Below are 17,526 nucleotides of genomic sequence, written 5' to 3' on the forward strand. Positions count from 1 at the left end.
ATGTCGACCCCCGTAACCCCGTCCCCGACCGCGTCTTCCGCCGCGCCCGCCCCGCGCTCCTACGAGGTGCGCACCTTCGGGTGCCAGATGAACGTGCACGACTCCGAGCGGATCACGGGTCTGCTCGAGGCCGCCGGCTACGTCCCCGCCGCCGGCGGCGAGCCGGACCTCGTGGTGTTCAACACCTGTGCCGTGCGCGAGAACGCTGACAACAAGCTCTACGGCAACCTCGGCCAGCTCGTGCCCGCCAAGAAGCGCAACCAGGACCTGCAGATCGCCGTCGGCGGCTGCCTCGCGCAGAAGGACCAGGACACGATCCTCGAGCGGGCCCCGTGGGTGGACGTGGTCTTCGGCACCCACAACATCGGCTCCCTGCCCGCCCTGCTGGAGCGCTCGCGGCACAACGCCGAGGCGCAGCTGGAGATCCTCGACGCCCTCGAGGTCTTCCCCTCGACCCTGCCCACCAAGCGGGACAGCGCCTACTCCGGGTGGGTCTCGATCTCCGTGGGGTGCAACAACACCTGCACGTTCTGCATCGTCCCCTCCCTGCGCGGCAAGGAGAAGGACCGCCGGCCCGGGGAAGTGCTCGCCGAGGTGCAGGCCCTCGTCGACGACGGCGCCGTCGAGGTCACCCTGCTGGGGCAGAACGTGAACTCCTACGGCGTCGAGTTCGGGGACCGCGGGGCGTTCGCGAAGCTGCTCCGCGCGTGCGGGCAGATCGAGGGCCTCGAGCGCGTGCGCTTCACGAGCCCGCACCCGGCCGCGTTCACGGACGACGTCATCGACGCCATGGCGGAGACCCCGAACGTCATGCCCCAGCTGCACATGCCCCTGCAGTCCGGCTCCGACCGGATCCTGAAGACCATGCGCCGCTCCTACCGCTCGAAGCGGTTCCTCGGTATTCTGGACACCGTCCGCGAACGGATCCCGGAGGCCGCCATCACCACCGACATCATCGTTGGCTTCCCGGGAGAGACCGAGGAGGACTTCCAGGCCACCCTCGACGTCGTGGCCGCCTCCCGCTTCTCCTCCGCGTACACGTTCCAGTACTCCGTCCGGCCCGGGACCCCGGCGGGCGAGATGGCGGACCAGGTCCCCAAGGCTGTGGTGCAGGAGCGCTTCGAGCGGCTCGTGGCCCTGCAGGACCGGATCGCGGCGGAGGAGAACCGGGCGGTCGTCGGCCGGCAGGTCGAGCTGCTCGTCACCGCGGAGGCCGGCAAGAAGTCCGAGCAGACCCACCGGCTCTCGGGCCGCGCCCGGGACCAGCGGCTCGTGCACTTCTCCGTGCCCGAGGGCGCCGAGGTCCCGCGCCCCGGCGACTTCGTGACGGTCGAGGTCACCGGCGCCGCCGCCTACCACCTCGTCGCCGACCCGCGCTCCCCGCAGGACTACGCGCTGCGGCGCTCGCGCGCCGGGGACGCTTGGGACCGCCGCCAGGCCGCGTCCTGCGGCGTTCCTGCCGCCCCGGGCACCGCCACCGGCCCCGGACCCGTGAGCCTGGGCATGCCGGGCCTGCCCGTCCGGTGACCGGCGCGGACCTGCCGGTCGTCGCCGTCGTCGGTCCCACGGGCACCGGCAAGACGGCGCTGGGCGTCGAGCTCGCGCTGCGGCTGGGCGGGGAGGTGGTCAACGCCGACTCCATGCAGTTCTACCGCGGCATGGACATCGGCACCGCCAAGGCGACCGTGCCGGAGCGGCGCGGGGTGCCCCACCACCTCCTGGACGTCCTGGACGTCACCGAGGAGGCCTCGGTCGCGGACTTCCAGCGCGACGCCCGGGCGTGCTTCGCCCGGATCCGCTCCCGCGGGCGGGTCCCCGTCCTGGTGGGCGGCTCGGGGCTCTACGTGCGCGCGGCCCTGGACGTGCTCGAGCTGCCCGGCACGGACCCCGCGGTGCGGGCGCGGATCGAGGGCGAGCTCGCCGAGCAGGGCCCCGGTGCCCTCCGGGAGCGGCTGCGGCAGGTGGACCCCGAGTCCGCCGCCCGCCTGCGGGACGACCGGCGGCTGGTCCGCGCCCTGGAGGTGTGGGAGCTGACCGGTCGCCCCTTCACCGCGTTCATGCCGCGCCGCGAGCACGTGGAGCCCACGGTGCAGATCGGCCTGGACGTCGACCGCGCCGCGCTGCACGACCGGCTCGCCCGGCGGGTCGGGGCCATGGTCGAGGCCGGCCTGGAGACCGAGGTGCGCGCCCTGGCGGCCCGCGGGCTGCGCGAGGGCCGCACGGCGTCCCGGGCCCTGGGGTACGGGCAGTTCCTCGACGTCGTGGACGGGCGTGCCACCGTGGCGCAGGCGGCCGAGGCCACGGTGACGGCCACCCGCCGGTTCGCCCGCCGCCAGCGGACCTGGTTCCGCGCGGACCCGCGGGTGCACTGGCTGGACCCCGCCGAGCCCGGCCTCGTGGAGCGCGCCGTGCGGACCGTCGAACGGGCCGGCGCCGCACGCTGAGCCGCTGCCCGGCCCGTGGCCCCGGCCGTGGCCCGGCCCACGGCACCGAGCGCGTCCCGCCCCGCGACACCGAGCGCGTCCCGGTTCGCGGCGCCCTCCGCGTCCCGGAGTGCAGCCCGGCCGGCGGGACCCCGCCCAGGACCCAGCCCACGACCCCGTCCGGGCCCGCGTATCATGGTCGGGTGACTTCCGCCCGGACCAGCCCCGCCCCGACGCACGACACCCGCCCCGCCCCGGACGCCGTTCCGGGCGCCGACGCCGGCCCGTGGGGAGAGCTCGGCGGCCGCCGCTTCGCCAAGGGCCACGGCACGGGCAACGACTTCGTACTGCTGACCGACCCGCACGCCCAGCTCGCCTTGGACGCGGAGCTGGTGACCCTGGTGTGCGACCGGCACCGGGGCATCGGCGGGGACGGGCTGATCCGCGCCGTGCGCTCCGAGGCGATCCCCGAGGGCAGGGCCGTCCTCGCGGAGGCGCCCGACGCCGAGTGGTTCATGGACTACCGCAACAACGACGGCTCCGTCGCCGAGATGTGCGGCAACGGGGTGCGGGTGTTCGTCCACTACCTCGTCCAGCGGGGCCTCGCCGAGGTCCCGGAGGGGGACGTGCTGCGCATCGGCACCCGCGCCGGCGTGAAGACCGTGGCCCGGACCGACTCCGGCTGGGCCGTGGACATGGGGCCGTGGACCTTCCTCGACGGCGAGGCGGCCCGGACCCGGGGCTCGGACGCCGTCGTGACGGCCGGCGGGCTGACGGTGTCCCGCCCCGCGCTGTCGATCGGCATGGGCAACCCGCACACGGTGGTGGCGCTCGCCGAGGGGGAGAAGCTCGACCAGCTGGAGCTGCACACCGCCCCGGTCGTGCGCCCGGAGCCCGCGGACGGGACCAACGTCGAGTTCGTGGTTCCCGCCGACGGCGACGACGACGGGGTGGGCCGGGTGCGGATGCGCGTGCACGAGCGCGGCGTGGGCGAGACGCAGTCCTGCGGGACTGGCGCGTGCGCCGCGGCGGCGGCGACCCGCTTCTGGGGCGGCGCCACGGCGCCCGACCAGTGGCTCGTGCAGGTGCCCGGCGGGGTCGTCTCCGTGACGTTCGTGCCGGCGCCCGACGGCGCCGAGCACGTGGTGCTCGCCGGACCGGCCGTGCTGGTGGCGGACGGCACCTTCGTCTGACGCGCCCGGCCCGGCGCCCCGCACCGGAGCGGGCGCCCGGTCCCGTCCGCCATTGCCCAGGATTCGACCCGGACCGGGGCTGCCGCCGGGGCCCGGCCGCGGGTACCGCCCGGGACGGCCGCTCGGTCCCGGCGCTCGGCTCAGTCCCGGCGCTCGACCAGCAGAACCCGGAAACCCTTGGCGGTCGTGTGCCGGGAGACCCGGAAGCCGCCGCCCAGCGCGGTGCCGAGCCACTTCTGCAGCGAGTCCGCGCCGAGGTTCTTCTGCACCACCAGCCACGCCGTGCCGCCGGGGGCCAGCCGCGGCAGCCACTGCAGCAGCAGCTCGTGCAGCTGCTGCTTGCCGATCCGGATGGGCGGATTGGACCAGATGGTGTCGAAGCGCCGGTCCGCGGGCACCTGTTCCGGCAGCAGCGCCTCCACGCCGGCCAGGCCCAGGGCCGCGGCGTTGTCCCGGGTGAGCCCCAGCGAGCGCTCGTTGACGTCCACGGCCGTGACCCGGGCCCCCGGGGCGGCGGCGGCCAGGCCCAGGGCGATCGGACCCCAGCCGCAGCCGATGTCGAGGAGCTCCGCACCGGCGGGATCGGGAACATTTTCCAGCAGCACGGACGTTCCCTTGTCGAGGCCTCGCGGGCTGAACACCCCGTTGGAGGTCTGCAGCACGACCTCCCGCCCCCGCAGGGTCACGGCCACGGAGCGCCGCACCTCGGGCGCCGAGGGGTCCTCGGAGAAGTAGTGCTCGGTCCCCGGGTTCGGGGTCGCCGGGCCGGCCACGGGATCGGGGGAGTCGGGACGCGGTGCCATAGCGCCCCATGCTACCGACAGCGCCCGCCGGCCCCCGCACCGCGAGCCGGGCCGGCCCTCGGCGCGGGCCGGGCGGGGACCACCGCCTCCGCCGCCGGGATGTCCGGCGCCGCCACTAGACTGGGCCGATCAGCAGCCCGTTTCGAAAGGAACCATGACCCACCCCCGTGAAACCCCTGCCGAGCCCCGCGCCGCCGCGGAGCCCGAGAACGGCCTGAGCCGGCAGGACCTGGAGGACGTCGTCGAGCGCGTGCTGTCCCGGGCCCGCGCCCGGGAGCAGGCCGCCGGCCAGGACGCCGCGCCCGAGGACGACCCCAGCACGCCGGGCCGGCTCTCCGGCCGGGCCCGTGAGCTCGCCGACGCCGAGGACGGGCACACCGTCCACGACGGCGACCAGCAGGACCTCGAGGAGCGCCGCGCCCTGCGCCGCGTCGCGGGACTGTCCACCGAGCTCGAGGACGTCACCGAGCTCGAGTACCGGCAGCTGCGCCTGGAGCGCGTGGTGCTCGCGGGGCTGTGGACGGACGGCACGCTCGCCGAGGCCGAGAACTCCCTGCGCGAGCTGGCCGCGCTCGCCGAGACCGCGGGCTCCGAGGTGCTCGACGGCATCGTCCAGCGCCGGACCAAGCCGGACCCGGCGACCTACCTGGGCTCCGGCAAGGCCAAGGAGCTGCGGGACATCGTCGCCGCGACCGGCGCGGACACCGTCGTCGTCGACTCCGAGCTCGCCCCCTCCCAGCGCCGCGGGCTGGAGGACGTCGTGAAGGTCAAGGTCATCGACCGCACGGGGCTGATCCTCGACATCTTCGCCCAGCACGCCAAGTCGAAGGAGGGCAAGGCCCAGGTCGAGCTCGCCCAGCTCGAGTACCTGCTGCCGCGCCTGCGCGGCTGGGGCGAGTCCCTGTCCCGCCAGGCCGGCGGCCGCGCCGCCGCCGGTGAGGGCATCGGCTCCCGCGGCCCCGGTGAGACCAAGATCGAGCTGGACCGCCGCCGCATCCGCACCCGCATGGCCAAGCTGCGGCGCGAGATCGCCGCCATGAAGCCGGCGCGCGAGACGAAGCGGCTCAACCGCCGCCGCCACTCCGTGCCCTCCGTGGCAATCGCCGGCTACACCAACGCGGGCAAGTCCTCGTTGCTCAACCGGCTCACGGACGCCGGGGTGCTCGTGGAGAACGCCCTGTTCGCCACCCTGGACCCCACGGTCCGCCGCGCGCAGACCCCGGACGGCATCGGCTACACGCTCTCGGACACGGTGGGGTTCGTCCGCTCGCTGCCCACCCAGCTCGTCGAGGCGTTCCGCTCCACCCTCGAGGAGGTCGCCGACTCCGACCTCATCCTGCACGTGGTGGACGCCTCCCACCCGGACCCGGAGGGCCAGATCCGCGCGGTCCGCCAGGTCTTCACGGACATCGACGCCCAGAACATCCCCGAGATCATCGCCCTGAACAAGGTGGACGCCGCCGACCCGTTCGTGGTCGAGCGGATCAAGCAGCGCGAGCGCAACGTCGTCGTCGTCTCCGCCCGCACGGGGGAGGGCATCGACGAGCTCCGGCAGCGGATCAGCGAGTCCATCCCGCGCCCCGAGACGGTGCTGGAGCTGCTGGTCCCGTACCAGCGCGGCGACGTGGTCAGCCGGCTGCACGACTGGGACGCCGAGATCCTGCGCACCGAGCACCTGGCCGAGGGCACCCACCTGCTCGTGAAGGTCCGCGAGGACCTCGCGGCCGAGCTCGCGGAGTTCGCCCCCGAGCGCGCTCCCGGCTTCGGCGCCGAGAGCGCCTGAGCGCGTGGCCGCCGCATCCGTGGAGGAGTCCGGGCACGCCGTCCCGGACGTGCGCCCCGAGACCCTGCCCGGGGCGAAGGACGCCCTGGCCCTGCTGGACACCGCCGTCACCGCGATGGGCGGGCAGGTCCGGGACGGCCAGCGGCTGATGACCGCGAAGGTCGCCGAGGCCCTGGACCGCGGCCGGCACCTGCTGGTCCAGGCGGGGACCGGCACGGGGAAGTCCCTCGCGTACCTGGCACCGCTCGTCGAGCACGCCCAGCACGCGGACAAGCCCGTGGTCGTGGCCACGGCGACGCTCGCGCTGCAGTCGCAGATCGTGGGCCGGGACGTGCCCCGGCTGCTGGCCGCCCTCGAGGGCGAGCTCGAGCGCGACGTGGACGTGGCCCTGCTCAAGGGCCGCAGCAACTACGCGTGCCTGCACAAGATCGAGGGCGGCTATCCGTCCGACGACGACCCCGGCGCGCTGTTCGCCCTGCCCGACGCCGCCCCGCACCCCGGTGCGCCGCAGCCGGAGGCCGCCGAGCAGCCCGGGCGGCTGGGCCAGGAGGTCCAGCGCCTGCGGGAGTGGGCCCGGGACACCGGGACCGGGGACCGGGACGAGGTGCTCCCCGGTGTCAGCGACCGCGCCTGGCGCCAGGTGTCCGTCACCGCCAAGGAGTGCCTGGGCCGCAGCTGCCCCCTGGTCGAGGACTGCTTCGCCGAGCTCGCCAAGCAGCGGGCCGGCGAGGCCGACATCGTCATCACCAACCACGCCCTGCTCGCGATCAACGCGTTCGAGGGGATCACCGTGCTGCCCGAGCACGATGTCGTGGTCATCGACGAGGCCCACGAGCTCCAGGACCGGGTGACGGGTGCGGTCACCGGCCAGCTCTCCGCGGCCATGGTGCGCTCGGCCGCCGCGTCCGTGCGCAAGCACACCTCCGCGAGCGCCGACTCCCTCACGGCCGGGGCCGCCAACCTGGAGGCCGCCCTGACGGGCGCTGCGGCCGAGCTGCTGCACCGGGGCCTCGGGGACGTCCAGGCGGCGGCCGTGGCCCAGATCCGGGACGCCGCCCGCACCGTGATGACCGAGTCGAAGGCCGGTGCGGGGGAGAAGGACGGGGACGCCGGCCGGCAGCTGGCCCGCTCCCGGGTCAGCGACGTCCTCGACCTCGCCGAGCGGATCCTCGCCGCCGAGGAGCACCGCGAGGTGCTGTGGATCTCCCGGCAGGGCGGCTGGGAGCCCGGCCGCGGCTACGTGCCCGCCGAGGACACCGATCCGGCGACCCTGCACGTGGCGCCGCTCAGCGTGGCCGGCACCCTGCGGGAGGGGCTCTTCGACGGGCGCACCGTGGTCCTCACCTCGGCGACCCTGTCCGTCGGCTCGTCCTTCGACTCCGCCGCGGGTGCCCTGGGCCTGCGCGGCGAGGGCGCCCCGCGCTGGGAGGGCGTGGACGTCGGCAGCCCGTTCGACTACCCGAGACAGGGCATCCTGTACCTCGCCAAGCACCTGGAGAAGCCCGGCCGCCGGCTCACGGAGGCCCAGCTGGACGAGATGCTGGCGCTGCTGGAGGCCTCCCGGGGCGGGGCCCTCGGGCTCTTCTCCTCCCGCCGGGCCGCGGAGGAGGCGGCCGAGGCCCTGCGCGCGCGCACCGACCTGCCGATCCTGTGCCAGGGGGAGTCCTCGCTCGCGGGCCTCGTCCAGGAGTTCACCGACGACCCTTCCACGAGCCTGTTCGGCACGATGAGCCTGTGGCAGGGCGTGGACGTCCCGGGGGCCTCCTGCCGGCTCGTGATGATCGACCGGATCCCCTTCCCCCGCCCGGACGACCCCCTGGCGAGCGCCCGCAGCCGCGCCGCGGAGCGGGCCGGCGGCAACGGCTTCATGTCCGTCTCCGCGACGCACGCGGCCGTGCGGCTCGCCCAGGGGACCGGGCGGCTCATCCGCTCGGGCGGGGACCGGGGCGTCGTGGCGATCCTGGACTCGCGGATCGCGACCGCCCGCTACGGCGGCTTCCTCCGCGGGTCCCTGCCGCCCCTGTGGACCACCACGGACCGCTCGGTGGTGCTCGGGGCCCTGCAGCGGCTCGCCACGGGCTGAGCAGGCCCGGCGCCGACCCGGTGCCGCCCCCGCCCGGACGTCCGTGCGGGCGGGGTGCGAACCGGCCGGGCCCGGCCGGCGCGTTCGACAGGGAACCGTACGACGCCGGGCCGCACGAGACCGGGCCCCCGCCGGCGGCGGGGGCCCGGTCACCGGGGAGCGCGGCGGCTCAGAGGCTGCGCAGCACCGAGACGACCTTGCCCATCACGGTGGCGTGGTCGCCGAGGATCGGTTCGTAGCGGGTGTTCTGCGGCAGCAGCCACGTGTGGCCGTCCCGCTGGCGGAAGGTCTTGACCGTGGCCTCGTCGTCGAGCAGGGCCGCCACGATGTCCCCGTTGTCGGCGGCGCTCTGCCGCCGCACCACCACCCAGTCGCCGTCGCAGATCGCGGCGTCGATCATCGAGTCGCCCTTGACGCGCAGCATGAACAGCTCGCCGTGCCCGACCAGCTGGCGGGGCAGCGCGAGGACGTCCTCGACGGCCTGCTCGGCCGTGATCGGCCCGCCGGCGGCGATGTGGCCGACCAGCGGGACCATTGTCACGTCGGCCGAGGTGGACAGCTCGGCCACGGGATCGTGGACCGCGTGGCCGGCGGGCGCCGCCGCGGTCTCGGCCGGCGGCTCGGGGGCCTCCGCGCCGGCGGTCCCGCGCAGCTGCAGCGGCGTGAGCACCTCCATGGCCCGGGGCCGCTTGGGGTCGCGGCGCAGGTAGCCCAGCTTCTCGAGCTGGGAGAGCTGGTGGGTGACGCTCGAGAGCGAGGCCAGGCCCACGAGGTCGCCGATCTCCCGCATGGACGGCGGATAGCCGTGCTCGGCGATGGAGCGCTGGATGGCCTCGAGGATCGTGCGCTGGCGCACGCTGAGCCCGCGGCTGCGCGAGCGCGCCCCGGGGCGGGCGCCCCGGGCGCGGGGCTCCTCGGGGGTGGGGGGCTGGGCCATGGGAGCGTCGTCCTTTCCCGTCCGGCTGCCGGTGCCGCCGGTCCTCACGGTCCCGGTTCCGATGTCGGACCCGGGTGGTTCGATAAGTCCCGGTCGGCACGCGCAGGGGGTCCGCAGCGCGCGCCGGCCCGAGGCCCGAACACGTCCTCAGCCTAGGCGACACGCCGTGGGTGTTCAAACATATGTACGAGCCGGTGTCGACAGCGTTCGCAGGCACGTGCTAGACATGGGTCATCGGTATTCGAAAGTATGTTCGATCGAATGAAGGCCCGCACGGGCCGTCGACCGGACCGGTGTTCGAGATCGCCCGCCCGTGCGGGAACGTCAAGGAGTTCATGTCATGAGTGCCAGTGCCACCCTCAGCGCCGTCGTCGAGCGCCGCCGCGGAACCGCGGCGGCGGGCGGCCTCGGCCGTGCGGCCCGGCGGGCCCGCCCCGCAGGCTCCGGCTCCCGCACCCCGCTGACCCTGACCCGCCGCGGCCGCCTGGTGTTCCTGGGCCTGCCCGTCCTCGCCGGCTCCGCCGCCCTCGTGGTGCTGGCGGTGATCTTCCTCGTCCCCTCGACGGCCACGGCCACGAGCGAGCCCGTCCCGGGCCCCGGGACGGAGCAGGCCACCGTGTTCCCCGGGCAGAGCCTGTGGGAGCTCGCCGTGACCGCGGACCCGGACCGGGACCCGCGGGAGGTCATGGACGAGATCGTGGAGCTCAACGACCTGGACAGCTCCGTGCTCGTGGCCGGCCAGCTGCTCGAGGTCCCGGCCGCCTGAGCCGCCCGCCCGGTCCGGCCGGCCGCGGGTGGCCCCGAGCCGCCGCGGGAGCCCTGGGCCCGTGACCGGCTCCTGGGCCGGAGGGTCCGGGCGGAGCACTAAACTGTCCGGGTGACGCAGAACCTGGACCGACTCAACGCCCTCCCGCTCCGCGACGACCTGCGCGGCAGGACGCCGTACGGCGCCCCGCAGCTCGACGTCGCCGTGGCGCTCAACACCAATGAGAACACCCATCCGGTCCCCGCGGACGTGCACGCGGCGATCGTCGAGGAGGTCACCGGGGCGGCCTGGGCCCTCAACCGGTACCCCGACCGCGAGTTCACCGCCCTGCGCGAGGAGCTCGCCGCGTACCTCGGCCACGGGCTCGGGGCCGAGAACCTGTGGGCGGCCAACGGCTCCAACGAGATCCTGCAGCAGATCCTGCAGGCCTTCGGCGGCCCCGGCCGCACCCTGCTCACCTTCGTCCCCACCTACTCGATGTACCCGCTCCTGGCCTCCGGGACGCACACCGCCTTCGTCGCGGGGGAGCGGGCGGCGGACTTCGGGCTGTCCCCGGAGTCCGCGGCCGAGCAGGTGCGCCGGCACCGGCCGGACGTCGTCTTCCTGTGCTCGCCCAACAACCCGACGGGCACGGCGCTGGGCGCGGACGTGGTGACCGCGGTGTATGAGGCGGGCGAGGAGTTCCGCACGGTCGTGGTGGTGGACGAGGCCTACGCCGAGTTCTCGCACGGCGGCACCCCCACCGCGCTCACCCTGCTCGAGGGCCGGCCCCGCCTGATCGTCTCCCGCACCATGAGCAAGGCGTTCGCGCTCGCCGGCGCCCGCCTGGGCTACTTCGCGGCCGCGCCGGAGGTCGCCGACGCCGTGCGTCTCGTCCGGCTTCCCTACCACCTCTCGGCCGTCACCCAGGCCACGGCCCTCGCGGCGCTGCGCCACTCGGGGTCGCTGCTGGCCAACGTCGAGGACATCAAGGTCCAGCGCGACCGGATCGTCGAGGGGCTGACCCGGCTCGGGCTCGAGCCCGCCGCGTCGGACTCGAACTTCGTGTTCTTCGGCGGCATGGCCGACTCCCGGGGCATGTGGGAGGCGCTGCTCGAGGACGGGGTGCTCGTGCGGGACGTCGGGATCCCCGGCCACCTGCGGGTCACGGCCGGCACCGAGGCGGAGACCACCGCGTTCCTGACCAGCCTGGAGCGGATCCTCTCCGGCGCCTGAGCAGCCCGGGCCGGGGCGTGCCCCGGCCCGGATAGCATGGAAGCAGACCACCCCTGGGCCCGAGCCGCCGCCCGCGGCCCGGCCCGGACCATCCGCGGCCCGCCGAGGGCGGCGCCGCGTCCGCGAGGAGTTCCCACCGAAATGAGCGAGCAGACCCCCACCGGCGCCCGCGCGCCCCGCCGCGCGGCCCTGGACCGGCGCACGAGCGAGTCATCGGTGTCCGTCGAGATCGACCTCGACGGCACCGGCGAGAACGACATCGACACCTCCGTGCCGTTCTACGACCACATGCTGACCGCGCTGTCGAAGCACTCCCTGATCGACATGCGGATCCGGTCCACCGGCGACACCCACATCGACGTCCACCACACCGTCGAGGACACCGCGATCGTCCTCGGGGACGCCCTGCGCCAGGCGCTGGGCGAGAAGGCCGGGATCCGCCGCTTCGGCGAGGCGACGGTCCCGCTGGACGAGGCCCTGGCCCACGCCGTGGTCGACATCTCCGGGCGGCCCTACGTGGTGCACACGGGCGAGCCCGAGGGCCAGCAGTACCACCTCATCGGCGGGCACTTCACCGGCTCCATGGTCCAGCACGTCTTCGAGTCCCTGGCCCACCACGCCGGGATCTGCCTGCACGTCACGCTGCTGGCCGGCCGGGACCCGCACCACATCGCCGAGGCCCAATTCAAGGCCGTGGCCCGAGCCCTCCGCCAAGCCGTGGAGCCCGACCCCCGGGTGCACGGCATCCCGTCCACGAAGGGAGCCCTGTGAGCACCGAGGACAGCACCACGGGCCCCGGCGGCTCCCGGCCCACCGTCACCGTCCTCGACTACGGCGCGGGCAACGTGCGCTCGGCCGTGCGCGCCCTCGAGGCGGCCGGCGCGGACGTGGTGCTCAGCGCCGACCCCGAGGCGGTGCTCGACGCCGACGGCCTCGTGGTCCCCGGCGTCGGCGCGTTCGCCGCCGTCATGGAAGGACTGCGCTCCGTGGACGGCCTGCGCCTCATCGGCCGCCGCCTCGCCGGCGGCCGCCCCGTGCTGGGCATCTGCGTGGGGCTGCAGGTCCTCTTCGACTCCGGCGTGGAGCACGGCCAGGAGACCGAGGGCATGGGCGAGTGGCCCGGCGTCGTCGAACGGCTGAAGGCCGACGTGGTCCCGCACATGGGCTGGAACACGGTCGAGCCGCCCGAGGACTCGGTGCTGTTCCGGGGGATCGAGGACCAGCGGTTCTACTTCGTGCACTCCTACGGGGTGCAGGAGTGGGACTTCCCGCAGAACATCGAGAAGATGCGGGCGCCGCAGGTCACCTGGTCCGACCACGGGGGCCGCTTCGTCGCGGCCGTGGAGAACGGGCCGCTGTGCGCCACCCAGTTCCACCCGGAGAAGTCCTCCGAGGCCGGCATCCAGCTCCTGCGCAACTGGCTCGGCACGCTGCCGCGCACGGGACGCCTGGACCACCTGAAGGCCGGTGACCCCCTGGGCGGGGACACCCTGGCCGGCCGGCCGACCCTGGAGGCCGGGGACGGCGCGGCGTGAGCGCCGCCGTCCTCGTGATGGTCCTCGGCGCGTTCCTCGCCGGCGGGGCCATCTCCTTCCAGCAGCAGCAGAAGCCCGTCTGGACGGTCGTGCTCCTGGCCGCCGTCGCGGCGGCCCTCATCGGCTACGGCGGGTACGCCTGGTTCCAGGGCCGCTGAGCACGTCCCGTCCGCCCGTCCGTCCGAGACCCCGCAACCCGAGAAGAGAGATCCCATGCCCCTGAGCGAGACCCCCCGCCTCCAGCTGCTGCCCGCCGTCGACGTCGCGGACGGCCAGGCCGTGCGCCTGGTCCAGGGCGAGGCCGGCTCCGAGACCGGCTACGGCGACCCGCTGGAGGCCGCCCTCGCCTGGCAGGAGGCCGGCGCCGAGTGGATCCACCTCGTGGACCTCGACGCCGCCTTCGGCCGCGGCGACAACATCGACGTGCTCCGCCGTGTCGCCGCCGAGCTCGAGCTGAAGGTCGAGATGTCCGGCGGCATCCGGGACGACGCGTCCCTGGAGCGGGCGCTGTCCCTGGACCCCGCCCGGATCAACCTGGGCACCGCGGCCCTCGAGAACCCGGAGTGGACGCAGAAGGTCATCGCCGAGCACGGCGACGTCATCGCGGTGGGCCTCGACGTGCGCGGCACCGTCCTCGCCGCCCGCGGCTGGACCGAGGAGGGCGGGGACCTCTGGGAGGTCCTGGACCGCCTCGAGGACCACGGCTGCGCCCGCTACGTGGTCACCGACGTCACCAAGGACGGCACTCTCAAGGGCCCCAACCTCGAGCTCCTGAAGGAGGTCGCGACCCGCACCGACAAGCCCGTGGTCGCCTCGGGCGGGATCTCCTCCCTCGACGACCTCTCCGCCCTGCGGACGCTCGTGCCCTCGGGCGTCGAGGGCGCGATCGTGGGCAAGGCCCTCTATGCTGGCCGGTTCACCCTCGAGGAGGCCCTCGACGTGGCGGGCCGGCCGGGAGCGCGGTGACGGAGCGGCCCCTGCCGGAGCACATCGCCGCCCAGCTCGCGGGCGCCGGCGGCACCGAGGACACCGGCGGCCAGGCCTGGGCCGGGCGCAACCTGGGGGAGGGCACCAGCCACACCCACCGGTTCCCCGCGGACGACGGCGCCGCCGCCCCCGCCGTGCTGCAGGCCCTCCGGGCCCTGCGGGCGGGCACCGGGGACGAGTCCGCCGTGGTCGCCGCGCTCGCCGGCACCCGCGTGTTCGTGCCCGTCGTGGCCGAGGTCTCGTCCTCGACCGTGACGGAGGCCGGTCTCGTGGCCGACAAGGAGGCCGACATGGCGCTCGTGTCCCTGCGGGCCGCGGACGGCCGGCAGGTGCTGCCGGTCTTCAGCTCCACGGCGGCGCTCGCGGACTGGCACGCCCGGGCGCGGCCGGTGGCCACGGACCTCCGCCGGGCCGCCGTGGCCGCGGTCAAGGACGGCACCCAGCTGCTGGTGCTCGACCCCGGCACCGACCTCCCGTTCGTGGTGCGCCGCCCGGCCCTCTGGGCGCTGGCCCGGGGCAGGGCCTGGACCCCCTCCTACCGCAGCCCGGACGTCGAGGCGGCGGTCCGGCGCTGCGCCACCGGCCTGCCCGGGCTCGTCGGGGTGGGGACCGCCCCCGGCGACGGCGTGGCCGTGCGCGCCGCGGACGGGACGCTCGTCCGGGGCGGCGGGGCCGGCCCCGAGCTCGCCGTCGTGCTGTCCCTGCAGGCCGGGCTCGACCAGGGGCAGCTGGACGACGTCGTCGCCCGGTTCCAGGCCCGGCTGAGCGTCGAGCCGGCCCTCGCCGAGGACGTCGACTCGATGCAGCTGCGCCTCACGACGGCGGGCTGACCCGGGAAGCCCGGACCAGCCCGCGACGGACGGAGGCGGCGGTGCTCAGCTGACCGGGCCGGTGAACCGCTCGCCGGGCCCCTGGCCGGGGGCGTCCGGGAAGCGCGAGGCCTCGCGGAACGCGAGCTGGAGGGTGCGCAGGCCGTCGCGCAGGGGAGCGGCGTGCTGCGAGCCGATCTCCGGCGCCGCGGCGGTGACGAAACCGGCCAGCGCGGTGATGAGCTTGCGCGCCTCGTCGAGGTCCTTGAGCTCCTCGGCGTCCTCGCCGGCGGCGAGCCCGCACTTCACGGCGGCCGCGCTCATGAGGTGCACGGCCGCGGTGGTGATGACCTCGATGGCGGGGACCTCCGCGATGTCGCGCATCTGCTCGTCGACGGCGCTGACCGTCTCCTGCGGGATCTCCTGGCCGGACCGTGCGGCGTCGTCGTCGAAGCGGAAGGTGTTCTCGGAAGTCATGGCCCAACTCTGCCACACCGCCGGTCGCCGCCCGGACCGTCCCAGCGGCCCTGCGCACTATCCTGCAGGGGAGGCCGGGCGCCGGCCGGAAGGAGGCGGAGCACCGTGTGGATCGGGTGGATCGAGTTCGACGTGCTCCTGGGGGACGTCCACTCCCTCAAGGCCAAGCGTTCCGTGGTGCGGCCCCTCGTGGCGGAGCTGCGCCGCCGGTTCCCGGTGACCGCCGCCGAGGTCGGCCACCTCGAGCTCCACCGGCGCGCCCTCGTGGGCACCGCCGTGGTCGCCGCGGACGCCGCCCGTCTCGTCGAGGTCCTCGACGAGGTCGAGCGCTTCGTCGCCGCCCGGCCGGAGACGGAGCTGCTCTCGGCCCGCCGGGCCCTGCACAGCACCGAGGACGAGTGAGACGCCGGCGCGGCCGTCGTTTCCCGAACCGGCGGCCCATGGGCTAGACTGGTCGGCAGTGTGCAAGTGGAGGAGACTCCCACCCGCGCCGGCCACGGTCCTGCGAGCCTCTCGGAGGACCGGAGCACGGCCGCCGGGTCCGCGACGACATCGTCCGCACGACGGCACGGCCGGGGCATCCCTCGTCCGCACCGTCACGCAATGCGCCACCCTCGGGCGGCGCACCGATGAGCCTCCGCTTGCCGACCGCAGCGGGGGCTTTTGTCGTTGCGGACCGGACCGAACCATGAGGTCCCCGGAAACCTCCGGGCGATCACGCCAGACATCAGGAGCACGGCATTAGCGATCCACGTATCAATGACAGAATCCGAGTCCCCGAAGTCCGTCTCGTCGGACCCGCAGGCGAGCAGGTCGGCATCGTCCGCGTCGAGGACGCACTGAGGCTGGCCCGCGAATCGGATCTCGATCTGGTCGAGGTGGCGCCCAACGCCAAGCCGCCGGTGGCCAAGCTCATGGACTTCGGCAAGTACAAGTACGAGGCCGCGGTCAAGGCCCGGGAGTCGCGCAAGAACCAGACGAACACGGTCCTCAAGGAGGTCCGGTTCCGGCTCAAGATCGACACCCACGACTACGAGACCAAGGTCGGCCACGCCAAGCGGTTCCTCGGGGCCGGTGACAAGGTCAAGGCCATGATCCAGTTCCGCGGACGCGAGCAGCAGCGCCCCGAGATGGGCGTCCGCCTGCTCGAGCGCTTCGCGAACGACGTCGCCGAGGTCGGCGCGGTCGAGTCGAGCCCCCGGGTCGACGGCCGCAACATGGTGATGGTCGTGGGCCCGCTGAAGAACAAGGCCGAGGCCAAGGCCGAGGCGCGCCGCCAGAAGCAGCGCGACGAGGCGAAGGCCGAGAACGAGCGCAAGGCGAAGGACAAGGTCGACACGTCCTCCGCGGCGCCCGTGACCCAGACGATCGGGGACTCCTTCCCGGCCGAGCTGCGCGAGCAGGCCGGCCGGACCGAGGAGCCGGTGCAGCAGCCGGCGCCCGAGGCCCAGCAGCCGGCCCCGGAGACGGCGCAGCCCGCCGCCCCCGAGGCCGTCGAGGCGCCTGCGGCCGCCGAGGCCCCGGAGCCCGAGGTCGTCGAGACCCCGGCGCCGCAGGCGGCCCCGAAGCCGCCGGCGCCCCAGGCCCCGGCGCCGAAGGCTCCGGCCGCGGCGCCGAAGGCCCCCCGGCCCGGCCCCAAGCCGGGTGCCAAGCCCGGGCCCCAGGCCTGAGCGGCGCACGACCTTCCGCGCGAGCGGAGCAGAACTGACAGCGCCCCGCGGGCGCAGCCGGGACCGGCTGCGCCCGGGGGCACCGTGGAGGTGCGGCGGACGTCGCCGTGCCCTCCGGTGGCCACCACCGGAAGAATCGCAAGGAGAGCGGCCCAGATGCCGAAGATGAAGACCCACAGCGGGGCGAAGAAGCGCTTCAAGCTCACCGGCAGCGGCAAGGTGAAGCGCCAGCAGGCCAACCGCCGCCACTACCTGGAGCACAAGTCCTCCCGGCTGACCCGCCGCCTGGCCTCCGACCAGATCGTGGCCCCCGGCGACGCCAAGGTCATCAAGAAGATGCTGGGCAAGTAGTCCCCACCGCATCCGCAGGGGAGCCAGCCTCCCCGCCCCCACAGATTTGACCTCCCGGCCGACCGGCCGGGACCGAAGCGAAGGAGTACACACGTGGCACGTGTGAAGCGGGCGGTCAACGCCCACAAGAAGCGCCGGGAGATCCTCGAGCAGGCCTCCGGCTACCGCGGCCAGCGCTCGCGCCTGTACCGCAAGGCGAAGGAGCAGGTCACCCACTCGTTCGTCTACAGCTACAACGACCGCCGCAAGCGCAAGGGCGACTTCCGCCGGCTGTGGATCCAGCGCATCAACGCCGCGGCCCGCGCCAACGGCCTGACCTACAACCGCTTCATCCAGGGCCTCAAGGCCGCCGAGGTGGAGGTCGACCGCCGCATGCTGGCCGAGCTGGCCGTCAACGACGAGAAGGCGTTCGCCGGCCTCGTCGAGATCGCCAAGAACGCGCTGCCCGAGGACACCTCCGCGCCGCGCGAAGCCGCCGCCTGAGCCCAGTCGGA

Annotated in this window: 19 protein-coding genes; 16 read left to right on the forward strand and 3 right to left on the reverse strand. The window is 74.7% G+C overall.

What is annotated here, in order from left to right; all coding sequences use genetic code 11:
- The 3 genes from miaB to dapF all read left to right on the forward strand — a co-directional run bounded on the left by miaB (window position 1) and on the right by dapF (window position 3,616).
- Window positions 1-1,527, forward strand: a complete 1,527-nt coding sequence (gene miaB / locus AVL61_RS06370; RefSeq protein ID WP_082697005.1) for a tRNA (N6-isopentenyl adenosine(37)-C2)-methylthiotransferase MiaB — start codon at window positions 1-3, stop codon at window positions 1,525-1,527.
- Window positions 1,524-2,444 carry a tRNA (adenosine(37)-N6)-dimethylallyltransferase MiaA gene (miaA, locus tag AVL61_RS06375; protein WP_058873511.1) on the forward strand — a complete coding sequence of 307 codons (921 nt, stop codon included), beginning with the start codon at window positions 1,524-1,526 and terminating at the stop codon, window positions 2,442-2,444. Before miaB ends, miaA begins: the two co-directional genes overlap by 4 nt.
- Before the next feature lie 182 nt (window positions 2,445-2,626).
- Window positions 2,627-3,616, forward strand: a complete 990-nt coding sequence (gene dapF, locus AVL61_RS06380; protein ID WP_058873512.1) for a diaminopimelate epimerase — start codon at window positions 2,627-2,629, stop codon at window positions 3,614-3,616.
- A gap of 140 nt (window positions 3,617-3,756) precedes the next feature.
- On the opposite strand, the gene AVL61_RS06385 is transcribed toward dapF, so the two are convergent.
- Entirely contained in the window at window positions 3,757-4,419 is a 663-nt protein-coding gene (locus tag AVL61_RS06385) for a class I SAM-dependent methyltransferase (protein WP_197412653.1), read from the reverse strand.
- A 154-nt stretch (window positions 4,420-4,573) separates the two neighbouring features.
- On the opposite strand from AVL61_RS06385, the gene hflX reads away from it, so the two are divergent.
- Window positions 4,574-6,202, forward strand: coding sequence for a GTPase HflX (hflX, locus tag AVL61_RS06390; RefSeq protein ID WP_058873513.1), 1,629 nt, complete (start codon window positions 4,574-4,576; stop codon window positions 6,200-6,202).
- Between the two features lie 4 nt (window positions 6,203-6,206).
- Window positions 6,207-8,285, forward strand: coding sequence for an ATP-dependent DNA helicase (locus tag AVL61_RS06395; RefSeq protein WP_269433308.1), 2,079 nt, complete (start codon window positions 6,207-6,209; stop codon window positions 8,283-8,285).
- Between the two features lie 169 nt (window positions 8,286-8,454).
- Here AVL61_RS06395 and lexA read toward each other — a convergent pair whose 3' ends face one another.
- On the reverse strand, window positions 8,455-9,222 hold the full coding sequence (lexA, locus tag AVL61_RS06400) for a transcriptional repressor LexA (RefSeq protein ID WP_058873514.1): 768 nt from the start codon (window positions 9,220-9,222) through the stop codon (window positions 8,455-8,457).
- Between the two features lie 340 nt (window positions 9,223-9,562).
- Here lexA and AVL61_RS06405 point away from each other — a divergent pair, with 340 nt between their 5' ends.
- The 7 genes from AVL61_RS06405 to AVL61_RS06430 all read left to right on the forward strand — a co-directional run bounded on the left by AVL61_RS06405 (window position 9,563) and on the right by AVL61_RS06430 (window position 14,555).
- Window positions 9,563-9,988, forward strand: coding sequence for a hypothetical protein (locus AVL61_RS06405; protein ID WP_058873515.1), 426 nt, complete (start codon window positions 9,563-9,565; stop codon window positions 9,986-9,988).
- 111 nt (window positions 9,989-10,099) lie between these two features.
- On the forward strand, window positions 10,100-11,203 hold the full coding sequence (locus AVL61_RS06410) for a histidinol-phosphate transaminase (RefSeq protein ID WP_058873516.1): 1,104 nt from the start codon (window positions 10,100-10,102) through the stop codon (window positions 11,201-11,203).
- A gap of 141 nt (window positions 11,204-11,344) precedes the next feature.
- Window positions 11,345-11,974 (forward strand): imidazoleglycerol-phosphate dehydratase HisB, encoded by a 630-nt coding sequence (gene hisB, locus AVL61_RS06415; protein ID WP_058873517.1) that lies wholly within the window; start codon window positions 11,345-11,347, stop codon window positions 11,972-11,974.
- Window positions 11,971-12,738: an imidazole glycerol phosphate synthase subunit HisH gene (gene hisH, locus AVL61_RS06420; RefSeq protein WP_058873518.1), complete on the forward strand. Its 768-nt coding sequence runs from the start codon at window positions 11,971-11,973 to the stop codon at window positions 12,736-12,738. Before hisB ends, hisH begins: the two co-directional genes overlap by 4 nt.
- Window positions 12,735-12,896, forward strand: a complete 162-nt coding sequence (locus AVL61_RS18125; RefSeq protein WP_197412654.1) for a hypothetical protein — start codon at window positions 12,735-12,737, stop codon at window positions 12,894-12,896. Before hisH ends, AVL61_RS18125 begins: the two co-directional genes overlap by 4 nt.
- Window positions 12,897-12,951: 55 nt before the next feature.
- Complete coding sequence (priA, locus tag AVL61_RS06425) at window positions 12,952-13,704, forward strand: bifunctional 1-(5-phosphoribosyl)-5-((5-phosphoribosylamino)methylideneamino)imidazole-4-carboxamide isomerase/phosphoribosylanthranilate isomerase PriA (RefSeq protein ID WP_058873519.1); 753 nt, start codon at window positions 12,952-12,954, stop codon at window positions 13,702-13,704.
- Complete coding sequence (locus tag AVL61_RS06430; protein ID WP_058873520.1) at window positions 13,701-14,555, forward strand: SseB family protein; 855 nt, start codon at window positions 13,701-13,703, stop codon at window positions 14,553-14,555. Before priA ends, AVL61_RS06430 begins: the two co-directional genes overlap by 4 nt.
- Before the next feature lie 45 nt (window positions 14,556-14,600).
- On the opposite strand, the gene AVL61_RS06435 is transcribed toward AVL61_RS06430, so the two are convergent.
- Entirely contained in the window at window positions 14,601-15,011 is a 411-nt protein-coding gene (locus AVL61_RS06435) for a DUF1844 domain-containing protein (protein ID WP_058873521.1), read from the reverse strand.
- A 105-nt stretch (window positions 15,012-15,116) separates the two neighbouring features.
- Here AVL61_RS06435 and AVL61_RS06440 point away from each other — a divergent pair, with 105 nt between their 5' ends.
- The 4 genes from AVL61_RS06440 to rplT all read left to right on the forward strand — a co-directional run bounded on the left by AVL61_RS06440 (window position 15,117) and on the right by rplT (window position 17,515).
- Window positions 15,117-15,413: a DUF503 domain-containing protein gene (locus tag AVL61_RS06440; RefSeq protein WP_058873522.1), complete on the forward strand. Its 297-nt coding sequence runs from the start codon at window positions 15,117-15,119 to the stop codon at window positions 15,411-15,413.
- 365 nt (window positions 15,414-15,778) lie between these two features.
- Entirely contained in the window at window positions 15,779-16,681 is a 903-nt protein-coding gene (infC, locus tag AVL61_RS06445; RefSeq protein WP_231738307.1) for a translation initiation factor IF-3, read from the forward strand.
- Window positions 16,682-16,837: 156 nt separating this feature from the next.
- On the forward strand, window positions 16,838-17,032 hold the full coding sequence (gene rpmI / locus AVL61_RS06450; RefSeq protein WP_058873524.1) for a 50S ribosomal protein L35: 195 nt from the start codon (window positions 16,838-16,840) through the stop codon (window positions 17,030-17,032).
- Between the two features lie 93 nt (window positions 17,033-17,125).
- On the forward strand, window positions 17,126-17,515 hold the full coding sequence (rplT, locus tag AVL61_RS06455) for a 50S ribosomal protein L20 (protein ID WP_058873525.1): 390 nt from the start codon (window positions 17,126-17,128) through the stop codon (window positions 17,513-17,515).
- Window positions 17,516-17,526 lie beyond the last annotated feature (11 nt).

The organism is Kocuria rosea subsp. polaris (genome assembly GCF_001483755.1).
In the GTDB taxonomy this organism is placed as follows: Bacteria; Actinomycetota; Actinomycetes; order Actinomycetales; family Micrococcaceae; genus Kocuria; species Kocuria cellulosilytica.